At 60.3% G+C, this 13,767-nt stretch carries 12 protein-coding genes; 9 read left to right on the top strand and 3 right to left on the bottom strand.

What is annotated here, in order from left to right; translation table 11 throughout:
• Nucleotides 1-225 precede the first annotated feature (225 nt).
• Entirely contained in the window at nt 226-804 is a 579-nt protein-coding gene (locus tag OH705_RS02975; protein ID WP_023628925.1) for a TetR/AcrR family transcriptional regulator, read from the bottom strand.
• A gap of 391 nt (nt 805-1,195) precedes the next feature.
• Between OH705_RS02975 and OH705_RS02980 the strand changes: the two genes are divergently transcribed.
• From OH705_RS02980 to OH705_RS03010, 7 genes are all read left to right on the top strand, one after another.
• Nucleotides 1,196-2,083, top strand: a complete 888-nt coding sequence (locus OH705_RS02980; protein ID WP_023628924.1) for a phytanoyl-CoA dioxygenase family protein — start codon at nt 1,196-1,198, stop codon at nt 2,081-2,083.
• Between the two features lie 71 nt (nt 2,084-2,154).
• Nucleotides 2,155-2,370: a hypothetical protein gene (locus OH705_RS02985; RefSeq protein WP_267300918.1), complete on the top strand. Its 216-nt coding sequence runs from the start codon at nt 2,155-2,157 to the stop codon at nt 2,368-2,370.
• A gap of 165 nt (nt 2,371-2,535) precedes the next feature.
• Nucleotides 2,536-3,186: a hypothetical protein gene (locus OH705_RS02990; protein ID WP_123902578.1), complete on the top strand. Its 651-nt coding sequence runs from the start codon at nt 2,536-2,538 to the stop codon at nt 3,184-3,186.
• A 422-nt stretch (nt 3,187-3,608) separates the two neighbouring features.
• Nucleotides 3,609-5,030, top strand: coding sequence for a DUF1329 domain-containing protein (locus tag OH705_RS02995; RefSeq protein WP_038705993.1), 1,422 nt, complete (start codon nt 3,609-3,611; stop codon nt 5,028-5,030).
• 26 nt (nt 5,031-5,056) lie between these two features.
• Entirely contained in the window at nt 5,057-6,703 is a 1,647-nt protein-coding gene (locus OH705_RS03000) for a DUF1302 domain-containing protein (protein ID WP_312025792.1), read from the top strand.
• A gap of 8 nt (nt 6,704-6,711) precedes the next feature.
• Nucleotides 6,712-9,126 (top strand): efflux RND transporter permease subunit, encoded by a 2,415-nt coding sequence (locus OH705_RS03005; protein WP_052062193.1) that lies wholly within the window; start codon nt 6,712-6,714, stop codon nt 9,124-9,126.
• Between the two features lie 10 nt (nt 9,127-9,136).
• Nucleotides 9,137-10,099 carry a WD40/YVTN/BNR-like repeat-containing protein gene (locus OH705_RS03010; RefSeq protein WP_038705995.1) on the top strand — a complete coding sequence of 321 codons (963 nt, stop codon included), beginning with the start codon at nt 9,137-9,139 and terminating at the stop codon, nt 10,097-10,099.
• Between the two features lie 172 nt (nt 10,100-10,271).
• Here OH705_RS03010 and OH705_RS03015 read toward each other — a convergent pair whose 3' ends face one another.
• Nucleotides 10,272-11,141: a phytanoyl-CoA dioxygenase family protein gene (locus tag OH705_RS03015; protein ID WP_031314477.1), complete on the bottom strand. Its 870-nt coding sequence runs from the start codon at nt 11,139-11,141 to the stop codon at nt 10,272-10,274.
• 240 nt (nt 11,142-11,381) lie between these two features.
• Between OH705_RS03015 and OH705_RS03020 the strand changes: the two genes are divergently transcribed.
• Nucleotides 11,382-12,593 carry a PucR family transcriptional regulator gene (locus tag OH705_RS03020; RefSeq protein WP_267300921.1) on the top strand — a complete coding sequence of 404 codons (1,212 nt, stop codon included), beginning with the start codon at nt 11,382-11,384 and terminating at the stop codon, nt 12,591-12,593.
• Nucleotides 12,594-12,731: 138 nt separating this feature from the next.
• Here the strand turns inward: OH705_RS03020 and OH705_RS03025 are convergent, their stop codons facing one another.
• Nucleotides 12,732-13,100, bottom strand: coding sequence for a Mor transcription activator family protein (locus OH705_RS03025; RefSeq protein ID WP_038705996.1), 369 nt, complete (start codon nt 13,098-13,100; stop codon nt 12,732-12,734).
• A 443-nt stretch (nt 13,101-13,543) separates the two neighbouring features.
• On the opposite strand from OH705_RS03025, the gene OH705_RS03030 reads away from it, so the two are divergent.
• A complete protein-coding gene (locus tag OH705_RS03030) occupies nt 13,544-13,732 on the top strand; it encodes a hypothetical protein (RefSeq protein ID WP_023632313.1) in 189 nt (62 codons plus the stop codon).
• The last annotated feature ends 35 nt before the right edge of the window (nt 13,733-13,767 follow it).

Here is a 13,767-nt window from a genome sequence, read left to right on the forward strand (position 1 = left end):
GTGGCCGATTGCCCGGTACAAGGTGCAAAATGCACCGCGAAGTCTTTTTTTTGGGATGATTTGAACTTTGAGTGACTGCGAGGGCGCCGGCCAACGCGTGGGGGGAGTCGTTTTGGGAGAAGGGGACTGCTAATGCTGCAAGAAGCCCCAGTGGTTCTATCTATCGGGCCCTATGTATCCAGGATTGCCGCGTCGCACCGGAGCACGGCATCTCTGGATGGCCTCTCAGTAGCTTTCCACCAGCAGCCTGACCGCCTTGCAGGCCGTTTCTGTCTCCGCTTCCAGGCGTTCGGGGTCGCCGTGGGCGGTCCAGGAGAGCAGTAAGCCATCGAAGAGGTTGATCAGTAGCCGACTGACAGTGGTCCGTGCGGCATGGTCCAGCGCATCGCCGGTTGCCTTCTGGATGGCCTGCTGAGTCGCTTCGAGGGAAACGATATAGATCTTGGCTGCCATCTGCGGATCGTTACGCAGGTTCCAGAAGAAGAGCTCGAATTGTGTGATGGCCCGTTCGGGGTGCGCGATGAACCACTTGACCAGTTGGCGCAGCATATCTCCCACCGAGTCGGCGGGGAGGGCGTCTGCCGGCGCCTGCAGCGATTGCTGTGGCATGTTGATCAAAGACTCGTAGACCGAATAGAACAACTCCTCCTTGGTGTGAAAAACATAATGCAGCGATGCCAGCGGTGAATCCGCAGCTGCCGCGATGCGCCGCGTCGTGGCGTTGGCTATGCCATGTTCCGCGATCACCTTGATGGTCGCTTCAATGAAATCCTGTCTGCGTTCTTCTGCGCCTATCCGAGCCATTCAGCGTTCTCCCTTGTCGGCATTGCGCCAACCGCCGGTGCCGGCGTCGGCGGTGACGAATGCTATCGCAAAGTCATTGCCTGTTCCATGAGATGGGTGGATGGAGCCGTTTGTGTCCGCACCTTGGCGGCCGGTATGTGGTCATTGCCAGTAACGAATGCCGAGCGCTGGATTTCACTGAAGTCGAGGCGGCCGCGGGAGGGTTACAAAAAACCTAGATCAAATGACTTGATCAAATGACTATATTAAATAATCATGGCAACGCCGAGCAGGTGATCAAGGGCTTCGGTAGTGGCGCAGGAGGTGACTGTGCTGGCGGCTCCGGTGAGACGACGCCGTTGCCCGGGCTCGCTGGACAGAACAATGACAAAACCGGACAGGTAGAAGGCAGATGGATACACGAAAACTCTCGACGGTCAGTGGTGACTCGTCGGTTGAACAGGTGGTGGAAATCATCCGGCGTGACGGCGGGGTCATCATTTCCGATTTCGTCTCGCCAGAGACGCTCAAGTGCCTCGCCGAGGAGCTGGACACCTACTTGAATGTCACGCCCTGCGGAGAAGACCCCTATTTCGCCGGTACGCAGACGCGCCGTGTCGGTCGCATCATCGGTCGAAGCGACATCGCGGTGGAGGTTGCACTAAACCCATTGTTCATCGGCGCGGCCAGGCAGATTCTTCAGACACCAACCCATGTATGGGTGGGCAGCGACCGCATCGAAATGGCGCCTGACATTCAACTCAGCATTACCCAGGCCATTCAAATCGGGCCAGGCCAAGGCCTGCAGCCCTTGCATCGAGACGACGCCACTTCGCTGTGGCGACATCCCCAGTTCGGACGCGAGGCCCGCCTGCAGATGATGCTGGCCATCTCGGATTTCAGCGAAGAAAACGGGGCGACGCGAGTGATTCCGGGTAGTCATCAATGGGATGACGAGCGCATGCCGACCCAGGAAGAAACCATCGCCGCTGAGATGAAGGCAGGCTCTGCGCTGCTGTGGCTGGGCTCGGTCTATCACGGCGGTGGCGCCAATACCACGTCGTCTCCTCGGACTGGCCTGACCATGGCCTACGACTTGGCCATCCTGCGCCTTGAAGAGAATCACTTCCTTTCCATCCCCATTGAACGGATTCGCCAACTTCCTGCAGAAATGCAGCGCCTTCTGGGTTGGAGTGTGAGCTCTACGCTGCTGGGCTGGGTGGAAATCGATGGTCAGATGCGTGACCCGCAGGAGCTCCTGGGCATGCCTGCCTTTTCCGAACCAGGGAAAGACTTCTGAGTGCTTGGGCTTGCACGGCTGGCTGCGTATTGAATTTCTGCCCGACAGGGCGCAACCAAGGAGATAAGACCATGGCGTTTTCAATCGACTCGAAAGTAGGCGAATTGCTGGATAACAACAATACGAGCCAGGTACTTGAAAAGCACGTGCCCGGTATCAGTAAGCATCCGCAAATTGGCATGGCCCGCGGCTTTGCCTTGGTGACAGCGGCGAAATACTCTGGCGGATTGATTTCGCCAGAAGTGCTAAAGGAAATTGATAGTGACCTGAGGGCCCTGATCAACTAACGGTTGGCTGACCTGCCCCTATAAATGCAGTTGCTGGAGCAGGTCAGTAACTTAGCCAGCATTTTCCAGGTGGCCCATGGTGTCCATTGACCTACGGAACTCAGTCGAATGACAATATGGTGTCGCCCTCCAGATTAAGAGGTTGTTTTCGTGCAACTGATAGAAGTGGGCATCCTGGTCTCATGTGTACTGCTAATTATCTGCGGTCTGTTCTATGGGGTGGCATTTTTCGGGAGAAGAAACTATCTAATCGGTGGAGAGTTTTTGATTGTAGGAATATCGGCGACAAATTTTGCGGTCTTTATCGTTACCGGTTGGCAGGCTAATTATAACGTCGCCATGTTTCTTGATGCCTTTTCTCGAGGTGTTGGGATTCCTGTGATTGCAACGCTCGGTTTGATGTCGGTTACGCATGACTACAAGCCGTCTCCGGTGAGTGACATTTTGCTATTCCTGGCTGGCTTCGTGGTCGCGGCCATTTACTTTATGTCGGCCTCGTTCAAGGCCTTCCTCCCTTATTTTTATGTAGGGATGTGGTTGGTCTACACGACCTACCTGGCCTATTTTGTCTGGCGGCTGTGTCGTGCCGGTGAGCTTCTGCATGCGCTGGCCACCACCTTGAGTGGTGTGGCGGGATTGACGATAGCATTGCGCTATGATTTCTTCCCGATTGCGGGCGATGACACAAAGATGGTTTTCATGACGCTGGCTTTTCTGACGTGGTCGTACTCGATCGTGCAGTCATTCTATGCCTATGGTGCGCTTGAGCGCGCCAGTAAAATCCAACTAAGGCGGCATCTTGCGCGCTTTGAGTAGACCGTGTTTATTCGGCTGTTTCAGTCTATGAAGTTACTCCATGGCGGGCCAGGAGCCTGCCGTTTCAACCGCCTCTAGGGGCGGTTTTTTTTGGCGTAAATTTATGTTTAGGGCGCGCTTGGACATAGGGCTGGTGGCTGCAAGCGGTGCCTTAAATGCGCCAGGAATGGGCGTGCACTGGTAACACTTGTTCCTTTATTTCCCATTAAAGGGCAGGTGTTCGTAGCTTATCTAAAGCGTGTTGTGACTAACTGGCTGATTTATATCAACTAATGATGGCGTGAAGAGTTCTGGCATATGCTTTGCTTCATGATCAACCGACATGGTCATATGATCATGTCAGTTGATCAGCTTGCGATAGGTGCCGAATTCCTTGTCAAAGGTTGGGTTGCCGGTGCAGGCCCTTTTCCGAGGAGCCTATTATGAAAAAAGTATCCACAGTGCGTGAACGCGATGTTTCTACCCGCCGAATGTTCAGGCAGTTGCTGATTACCCTTGCTGTATCGGGCGCGATTTGCTCGGTGCAGGCCGCGTCTCAGGGCGCCCAGAAGCTGGGTTCCGAACTGACGCCACTGGGCGGTGAGGTGGCCGCCAATTCAAGCGGGGATATTCCGGCGTGGGCCACGCCGGGGCCACAAGGGGAGGGCTGGAGTTACGGCCAGATGCGCGCCGAGCACTGGAAGTTCAGGAGCGATAAGCCACTTTACAGCATCGATGCGAGCAACGTGGCGCAGTACGCGAGCAAGCTGTCCCCGGGTCAGCTTGAACTGTTCAAGAAGATTCCGGGCTACCGCATGGAGGTCTATCCGACCCGACGCAGCTGCGGCGTGCCGGACTTCGTGGCGGATAACACACGGCAGAACCTTGGCTTCGCCAAGCTCGACCCTTCAGGGGTTGCCCTCGTAGAGGCTCACGTACCCGGCATCCCGTTCCCTCTGCCCAGCACTGGTGCTGAGGTGATGTGGAACATGAAGATGCGCTATCGCGGCCTTGGTGTAGAAATTCCAAAAAGCATTTCAGGCATCTCGCCGCGCAAGGGCGGGGAGTGGTTACGCCAGTCGTCGGATACCTTCTTCTTCACGCCGTGGGGAAAGAAAGGCAGTGAACTCTTTTCCGCAACTGGCCGTTTGGAAAATGCCACGTTCTCCAGTTATCGGGAGCCAGCGGCGCTGGCTGGGCAGGCAGGGGTGCAGACGGCTGTCGCCGGCGAGCAGGCCACGACGTTCTACTACTTCCCTGGCCAGCGTCGCGTGCGGCGCATGCCGTCGTATTCCTACGACGCGCCGCAGATCGGGTTGGACAACCAGTACAACGTCGATGAGGCGAACGTCTTCTTCGGCACCATGGACCGCTTTGACTGGAAACTGGTCGGTAAACAGGAGCTTTTGGTGCCTTACAACGCCTTCGGTGCCTATGACACCGCCGCCAAGGTGGAGGCGTTCGCCGGCAACGATTCAATCGCGCCGCAGGCGCGCCGCTACGAGTTGCATCGGGTCTGGGTGGTCGAAGCCAATGTGCGCCAGGGCATGCGCCACCAGGCGCCAAAACGCATGTTCTACATCGACGAGGATAGCTGGAACCCGCTGCTGGCTGTCGATTACGACAAGCAAGGACAGATCTGGAAAGTGCGTGAAGGCTTCTCGATCCCCGTGTACGAAACCGGCACTTGCGATGTGCAGGCCCAGGTCCAGTACAACCTGGTCGATGGCCGCTACCTGTTCGACATGACCTCGGTCGGAGCTGGCAAGAACGATATCCGCTGGCTCACCGATGAAGGTAGCAGCCCACGCCTGAAACGCGATTTCTACACCTCCGATAACCTGCGAGCCATCAGCGAACGCTAAAGAACGACGTCAGATCGAGAGCCAGAATGAAAAGAATAATTAGCAAAGCATCAGGCCTTGTCATCGTGTGCACCACCCCACTGGCAATGGGGTTCACCTTCGAAACCGAAACCCTCAATGGTTCGTTCGACTCCACCATCACCGCCGGCATGGGCGTACGTACGGAGTCGCGCGGCTGCAACCTGATCAACCAGGGGGCCACCGGGCACAATGTGCCGTCCGGCTGCCTGGCGCAGAGCTCGGGCGTTGCGGATCAGGGCGACCTGAACTACGACCGCGGCGACATGTTCACCAACTATCTCAAGGGTACCCACGAGCTGTTGCTGAAGATGCCCGAGGACGTCACCTTCATGGCGCGCGGTACCTGGATCCGTGACTTCGCGGCCACCGATACCACTGGCACGCGCTCGTTCAACACCCCTGAAAGCATCGGCAGCAGCGGCCTTGGCAAAGATGCTCGCGACGATCTCGCCTTCAAGGCTCGCCTGCTCGATCTGTGGGTGAGCAAAGGCTTTGACGTGGGCGAGCAGCGTGTCCGGGCGCGCCTGGGTAACCAGGTGATCAACTGGGGCGAGAGCCTGTTCGTGGCTGGGGGTATCAACAATACTAACGCCTACGACTATCAAGCCCTGGCCCGTCCGGGGGTGCAGCTCAAGGAGGCCGTGCTGCCGGCGCCGATGCTCAGTGTCGCCTCCGGCCTGGGCTCGGGGGTCAACGTCGAGGCCTACTATCAATTCCGCTGGAACAAGAGCGAGCTGCCGCCGGTGGGCAGCTACTGGTCCACCACCAACGCGCTCGGCGAGGGCAGGGGCGAGTACGGGTTCTCCGAGAACAAAGCCAGGGACAGCGGCCAGTGGGGCCTTTCGCTGCGCTGGCAACCGGAGGACAGCGACGTCAACTATGGCTTCTACGTGATGCGCTACCACGACAAGACGCCGTCGTTGCGCGTGGATATTCTCGACCCGGACACCTTTGCCGCCGCACCCTCCTGGCGCTACCAGGAAGACCGGATGATGTATGGCGTCAGCGCCAACATGCCGATCGGCGACTGGGCCGTCGGTACCGAGCTGTCCTACCGGCCTAAGGATTCGGTAATGCTCAACCCGGTCGTCGACCTGTGTTCGAGCAATGGCGGCAAATGCTGGAAGGACGAGAAGAAGTTCCAGTGGCACCTGACCGGCCTTTACAGCTTCACGCCGTCCAACTCGCCGACGCTGCTGGATTTCACTGGCGCAAGCACTGGTACCTTGCTCACCGAACTTGTGGTCATCAAGTACCCGGGGCTACATGACCAGGTCAACGGCGAGCCGCTCGCCGCCGGCCTCAATGCCTGGCAGCTGGACCCTGCGACCGCGCCGAAGTCGCGTGGCGACAAGACCTCGTCGGGCATCAACCTGGACTTCAGCATGACCTATGACGGCACCTTGCTGCCGGGCTGGCAGGTCACCCCGGGGGTGTTCTACGCACGCTCGCTGAGCGGGCGTACACCGAACCTCACGGCCACCTTTACCAAGGACGCTAGCAGCATGAACTTCTACCTGAATTTCGTGCGCAACCCGGCCAGCTGGCAGGTGTCCCTGAACTACGCCAAGTTCATGGGCGGGGATACCCCTTACGACCAGCTGTATCGTGACCGCGATTATGTCGGCATCGCGATCTCCCGTACCTTGTGAGGCCTCCTGTGAACGGTTCTGTAAAACTGACAGGGATCCAGGCGCGTGGCGTGTTGCCACGCGTCGAGCGGGTCTTGTTCGGACATCGGCGGCTGGTGCTGGCGGGCCTGGCCGTGTTCACCCTGGTCATGGCCTGGTTCGCGGTGCAGTTGCGTATGGACGCCGGCTTCGAAAAACAGTTGCCGGTCGGCCATGAATACATCCAGACCTTCGAGACGTACCGCAACGACCTGATGGGCGCCAATCGCCTGACCATCGTGGTCAAGGCTCGCAAAGGTGATATCTGGAGCGCCCCTGGGCTGAAGCGACTGTATGAGGTGACCCAGGCGATCAGCTTCCTGCCGGGGATCTCGCGCAGCAGCGTGCGCTCGTTGTGGACGCCCAATGCCTTCGTCAACGAGATTACCGAAGAAGGCTTTCGCGCCGATCCGCTGGTGCCGGGCACGGTTTCGCCCGAGCACCTGAACGACCAGGTCATCGCCTCGATCGCCAACTCCACCGCGCAAGGGGGCTTCATCGGCACCCTGGTGTCGCGTGACCAGAGCAGCGCGATGATCACCGCGGAGCTCAACGAGTACGAGGCCGATGGGACGCATCTGGACTATGTCGCGTTCAATCACCGCCTGGAAAAAGAGCTACGCCAGCAGTTCGAAGATGGCGATTTCGAAGTGCAGATCATCGGCTTCGCCAAGCAGATCGGCGACATCGCCGACGGCGCTTCGGCGGTGCTGGAGTTCTGCTTGCTGGCGCTGCTGCTGACCGCGGCGGCGGTGTACTGGTATTGCCATTCACTGCGCTTCACCTTGCTGGCGCTGGTGTGTTCTCTGGCCTCGTTGGTCTGGCAATTCGGCAGTCTGCGCTTGCTGGGCTATGGCCTCGACCCGCTGGCGGTGCTGGTGCCGTTCCTGGTGTTTGCCATCGGGGTGTCCCATGGCGTGCAGCAGATCAACTTCATTGTCCGCGAGATCGCCACCGGCAAGAGCGCCGAAGCGGCGGCACGCTCGAGCTTCACCGGCTTGCTGATCCCGGGAACGCTGGCACTGGTGACTGCACTGGTGTCTTTCGTGACGCTGCTGCTGATCCCGATCCCGATGGTGCGGGAACTGGCGATCACCGCATCGCTCGGAGTGGCCTACAAGATCATCACCAACCTGCTGATGCTGCCTTTGCTGGCGTCCATGCTGCGGGTCGACGACGAGTACGCGGCGGCCCAGGAAATTTCCCGGCAGCGCCGTACCCGCTGGCTGCGTGGCCTGTCGCGGCTGGCCGAGTGGCGCAACGCGCAGTGGGTCCTGGGCGTGGCGCTGGTGATCTTTCTGGTGGCGATCTGGCAAAGCCATGACCGTGTCGTCGGCTCGTTGCAGGCCGGGGCCCCGGAGTTGCGCGAGGATTCGCGCTTCAACCGCGACGCCGTGTCCATCGCCAACAACTATGACATCGGGCTGGATTGGCTCAGCGTGGTGTTCGAAGCCAAGCCGGGGGAGGCTGGCGAAGGCGTGCCGGCGGCGTGCGAGGATGTCGCTGCGGGCCAGTACCAGGACCGCTTCGTCTGGGCCATGCAGGGCGTGCCTGGCGTGCTGTCGGTAGCGTCGTTCTCCAGCAACCTGCGCCAGTTCAACGAGGGCTACAACGAAGGCAACCCGAAGATGGCCGTGGTGCCCATCGACCCGATGAACTACGCGGCGCTGGCTACCGAGGTGGCGCGCACCCCTGGACTGGTGCGTACCGATTGCAGCATGTCCGCCGTGCACCTGTACCTGGCTGATCACAAGGCCACGACGATCAACCGGGTGGTGGAGGCGGTCAAGGCGTTTCGTAGCGAGTATCCGCAACCGGGCCAGGCGATCCGCCTCGCCTCGGGTAACGCCGGTGTCCTGGCGGCCATCAACGAGGAGGTGGAGAAGAGCGAGACGCCCATGCTGCTGTATGTCTATGCCGCGATCGCGTTGCTGGTATTCGCGGTCTACCGCGACCTGCGCGCGGTGCTGGTGTGCTGCCTGCCGTTGACCATCGGTACATTCATTGGCTACTGGTTCATGAAGGAGCTGCAGATCGGCCTGACCATCGCCACCTTGCCGGTGATGGTGTTGGCCGTGGGCATCGGCGTCGACTACGCCTTCTACATCTACAACCGCCTGCAGTTGCACCTGGCCCATGGCCAGTCGATCACCAAAGCGGTCGAGCACGCGTTGCTCGAAGTGGGCGTGGCCACCATCTTCACCGCGATCACCCTGGCGGTGGGCGTGGCCACCTGGGCGTTCTCCGACCTGAAGTTCCAGGCGGACATGGGCAAGCTGCTGGCCTTCATGTTCATCGTCAACATGGTCATGGCCATGACCGTACTGCCGGCATTCGCGGTCTGGCTGGAGCGGGTATTCCCGCGCAAGCGCCCCGTGCGCATGATCGGCGCGCTGCTGCACTGAGGAGAGAAACATGCGATTCAGGGGTTCATTGATCGCGGCGGTGCTCGCCGCGACATTGCCGTTGCTGTCTGCTCGGGCCGAGCCCTTGCAGGCAGTGCCTGCCGTGCAGGCGAGCAATGCCACGCAAGCGACCATGCTGGATGCCGTGTGGGCCGGGGAGCGCGTGGTCGCGGTCGGCGACCACGGCGTGGTCTTGCTGTCGGACGATCAGGGCAAGCGCTTTCGCCAGGCACGTTCGGTACCGGTGTCGACCCAACTGACAGGTGTGTCTTTCGTCGACGCCCAGCGTGGCTGGGCGGTTGGCCATTGGGGGGCGATCCTGGCCACCGCCGACGGTGGCGAGTCGTGGCAAATCCAGCGCTTGTCCAGCGACGTAGATCGGCCGCTGTTCGACGTGCATTTCTTCAACGCCCAACAGGGCGTTGCCGTGGGGCTGTGGTCGTTGCTGCTGATCACCGAAGATGGTGGCAAGACCTGGACCGAGCAATCGTTGCCGCCGCCCCCGGGGGCCAGGAAGGCCGATCTCAACCTGATGGGGCTGTTTGCCGGCAGCCACGGCACGCTGTACGCCACCGCCGAGCATGGGCAGCTACTGCACTCCGAGGACCAAGGCAAAAGCTGGGGTTACCTGGATACCGGCTACGCAGGCAGCTTGTGGTCGGGGGCTGTCCTGGATGACGGCAGCCTCTTGCTCGGCGGTCAGCGAGGCACGTTGCTGCAGGGTACAAAGGAAGGGAAGGGATGGCGCAGATTGCCTACCCACGGTAAAGGTTCCGTCACCGCAATGGCGGTAGCGGGTTCCCGAGTGCTGGTGGTCGGGCTGGATGGGCTGATGATGCTGAGCGAGGATGGCGGGCGGCATTTCCAGGAAAAGCAGTCGGCGGATGACTTGTCGCTGACGGCGGTGCTGCTCGATGCACAGGGTACGCCTGTGCTGTTCTCGCGCCGTGGCGTGATGCCGTACCAGAAGTGAGGCGTTAACCGACGAACTGATCATGGCTTGGGTCGCAAAACGACCCAGGCCGAATGCCAATAATCAACCACTTGAGAGAGGGTAGGACGCGGTCGAGCAGTGGGCAGGGCATTACTGACCAAGCAGGCATATCCGGGGGCAGGTGGTCCGTCCCCCGAATCGATCAATCGCGTTACAGCTGCAGATGGTCCGCCAGGTCAGCGTAGTTATGCTGCCACAGGCCTGGGCTGCCCGCAGGATACTGTGAGCGGAAGCCGATGATCTTCTGCACGCGCGCAGAAAGCGTCCTCACTACCTCCAGCGGCACGATCAACGGATAAGCCTCTTCCGGCGTGAGGATCGAAGCCTGCAGTGGAATGGTCAGGCCCCGGCGGAACTCACCGGCGGTCACGTTGGCGCCACCACCATGGACGACCTTGCCGCCGAACAGTACCGCATCGCCTGCGTTCAACACCGCAGGGATGGTCATTTCCGGGGTGCCGACGTTTCCGAAATCATCCCAATCCTGGCTCCCGGGGATGAGACGCGTAGCGCCGTTTTCTTCGGTGAAGTCGGTCAGTGCCAGCATCAGGTTGGCGATGGCCCGCGGCGCATGCTTGTTCATGGCAACGTAGGGGTAGTACTGGGCCATGTCACGGTGCAGCATCTGTGCTTTGTTGCCCGGGCCGATTTCAATCAGTTGCGCGGTGGTCAGCCACCAGTCGCCAGCGTCCGACTGATAGAGCACGCGCCCTAATTCGTGGAACAGGTCGTCATCGAGGATTTCCTCGCGGAAGGTCTTGCTGTGGGTTACCAGGTTGGTCAGCCGTTTGGTCTGTCGGCCATGGAACTCGACGATCAGCTCGTGTTCATGCTTGGAACCTGCGTCCAAGGCCTTGAGTGGGGCGTCGACCTCCTGGTTGATCCGCTTTACCTGTTCGGGGGTCATGAAGTTGCGGATGATGACCGCGCCGACCTGATCGCTGAGTTGCACGATCTCTTCAGGCGAAGTCGAGCGGGTTACGCTGGGTAGTAGTGGAGGATTCTTTTCGGGGACTGACATGTTGACACTCCGATTCAAAGGCATTGTCGCGCTGGCCGGTTGGCAGGGCGCCCAACCCGAACAAGGGACATGGCGTGGCAGATGCCTTCCTTGTGCTTTTTGCTCAGGCAGTGGCTTCATGCTATGTTTCCACCGGCCTGTGGCCAAGGTACAAAAAGCACCATTTTCCCTCATTTTTTTGAGCATTTTGCACTCTCTATGAATCTTCCTCCCTCCCCTTGGCCACGCCCGTCCGAAGCGGTGCGTGAACTGATCCGCAAAGGCGCCGAACGTGCCCAGGCCCTGCCGCCGGAGTGGGTCGAGCGGCTCAACCAGGCGCTTTTCGCGTCTCCGGAAGACGCAAGGTTGCTGGAGGACCCGGTTATCCTGGCCGCGTGTCGGCGCGCCAATCGAGCAGAGTTGTTGCATTGGGCCAACGCCAACATGCAGCGCCCAGGCGAGCCGGTGGAACCCTATGTATCGGCTGACATGGTGGATACGGCACGGGAGCTCGCCCATCGCGGGCTGTCTGAACTGCTGATGAATGTCGCCAGGTCGACACAGAACACCGCCTGGGAACTATGGATGAAGATGGCGTTCGGCCTGACCCAGGACCCGGCGCTGCTCGAGGAGTTACTGGACGTCTCCTCGCGCTCGATCTCGGAGTTCATCGACAGCAACATGCGAGTGATCACCCGGATCATCCTCGAGGAAAAGCACGCCCAGGCTCATGATGAGCACATCGACAAACGCAGCCTGGTCAGTCGCCTGCTCGACGGCCGCGATGTCGACGCCGAGCAGTTCGCCAGGCGCCTGGGCTACGGCCTTGCGCAGAAGCACCAGGCCTTTCTGGTGTGGAGCGAGACGCCCGAAGCGCACATTCGTCCGCTAGAGGACATGGCGCGCGCGCTGGCAAGCCTCACGGGGGCGGGGGCGCCGCTGGTGGTGTTCGCCGGGCCTGCGACCTTATGGGGCTGGAGTGCTGCGACAAGGCCTCTGGACCTCAATGCGCTGCAAGGCGTGGTTCGTCAGTACCCAGGCGTTCGTGCGGCACTGGGCGCCCCTGCGGCGGGGCTCAACGGTTTCCGTCGCTCCCACCTGGAAGCCTTGACCACCCAGGGGCTGATGGGGCGCCTGGCGGGCGCGCCGCCTGTGGCCAGTATCGATCAGGTGAGGATGGTGTCGCTGATGACACAGGACGCCCGGGCGGCCAGGCAGTTTGTCTTGAGTACCTTGGGGCGCCTGGCTTCAGAGCCGGTGGTGCTGCAGTATTCGTTGCGGGCATTCCTGGCCCATGGCTGCAATATCACCCAGACCGCCGAAGTATTGGGTACGCATCGCAATACCTTGCTGCGGCGCCTGGAACGCGCCCAGGACCTGCTGCCCATTCCATTTGCCGACCACCGTATCCAGATCGCCGCGGCGCTTGAGCTGGTGCTGTGGAGCACACCGCTCGAGGAAGGCGAAAAGTAGACCGAGGTCGCTGTTGCATCGACTTGATCCGTGTCTGATCTTCAGACGGTCGATTGCGACAAATTGGTCCAGCGCCTCCTCAGCGCCACTGGCAGGTTCCGGCGTCACCCGCTTCGGCCAAGTCCAGGGCGGTGCTGGCTACGCCTGTCTACGGATGTTGCCAATCTGTCGCAGGCTCAATCCATACTTGTCGGCGAGCAGGCTGCGTGACAGCCCGCTGGCGCTCTCCCGCTGGATCTGCTGGTTGCGCAGCTGGCGCTGGAAGTGGTCGGACTTGGGAATCTCCAGGGCAAGGCCGGCGAAGCGCTGGATCAGCGCGTCCAGCGCTTCTGGCGGCAGCACATCGGCCAATTTGGTGCGTCGGCGATGTTTGGGGATGTACTTCGGGCGCCCGCCAAAGGCATGCGTCAGCCGGTAGGCGCTGTCCAGACCGATGCATTCGATCAGCGCCTGCAGCGAATGAGGCAGTTGGGTGAGGTCAATGTTGCTCAGGTCTGGCATTTCCACGTAATGGTTCCTTCCGTCATTGGGTTTGGCCGACGCCGAGGCTCGGACCGGCTGCGGCGAGGGTTGCCACGGGATGGCCCGCGTGGCGTAGGCGGATTTTCGAACAGCGACGGAAAGGGTCGCTAGGCGCGAAGCGGACCGGGGCTTGTAGTCGTCCTTGTCTGTCATTTGCGGGCAATCGGGTGTCTTGAAGTGGGAAATGCCTTCACCCTTGCGCTACAGGCCCTAAACCATCTAGAGAAAGGGTTCCATGATGGCGAATTGGGTAGCTTACCTAGACATGCAACCACGGGCGTATCTCGATGCGCTCGCCAGGCTGTGACCGAACTGGGAGATTGTCGTGTGAGGATCAGGCAGGAACTGCAGCGAGGGGAAAGCAGCCGAGGTATCATGGCGGCGGCTCCGTTGGAGCCTCATGTCCCCGATGTCGCAAGGAACCTCCGATGACACATGTGCAGCGCCTGAAATATTCGATCCTGATCATCCTGGTGGTGCTGGGGATCATGCTCGGTCTGAGTTACCTGCAGAAGCAGGGCACTATCAGCGAGCAGACATTCCAGTACGTCGCCATCGCCATTGCGGTGGTCGTGGTGGTGATCAACGGGATCCTGCGGCGCAAGGTGAAACCCTGAAGCAGGCGGGCCGGCATATCCTTGCCGGCCATGCG

Source organism: Pseudomonas sp. BJa3 (assembly GCF_026343815.1).
GTDB lineage: Bacteria > Pseudomonadota > Gammaproteobacteria > Pseudomonadales > Pseudomonadaceae > Aquipseudomonas > Aquipseudomonas soli.

Bases quoted from the DNA above. Each gene is read 5' to 3' on its own strand.
- OH705_RS02975 (WP_023628925.1), bottom strand. From the start codon at position 804: ATGGCTCGGATAGGCGCAGAAGAACGCAGACAGGATTTCATTGAAGCG.
- OH705_RS02980 (WP_023628924.1), top strand. From the start codon at position 1,196: ATGGATACACGAAAACTCTCGACGGTCAGTGGTGACTCGTCGGTTGAA.
- OH705_RS02985 (WP_267300918.1), top strand. From the start codon at position 2,155: ATGGCGTTTTCAATCGACTCGAAAGTAGGCGAATTGCTGGATAACAAC.
- OH705_RS02995 (WP_038705993.1), top strand. From the start codon at position 3,609: ATGAAAAAAGTATCCACAGTGCGTGAACGCGATGTTTCTACCCGCCGA.
- OH705_RS03000 (WP_312025792.1), top strand. From the start codon at position 5,057: ATGAAAAGAATAATTAGCAAAGCATCAGGCCTTGTCATCGTGTGCACC.
- OH705_RS03010 (WP_038705995.1), top strand. From the start codon at position 9,137: ATGCGATTCAGGGGTTCATTGATCGCGGCGGTGCTCGCCGCGACATTG.
- OH705_RS03015 (WP_031314477.1), bottom strand. From the start codon at position 11,141: ATGTCAGTCCCCGAAAAGAATCCTCCACTACTACCCAGCGTAACCCGC.
- OH705_RS03030 (WP_023632313.1), top strand. From the start codon at position 13,544: ATGACACATGTGCAGCGCCTGAAATATTCGATCCTGATCATCCTGGTG.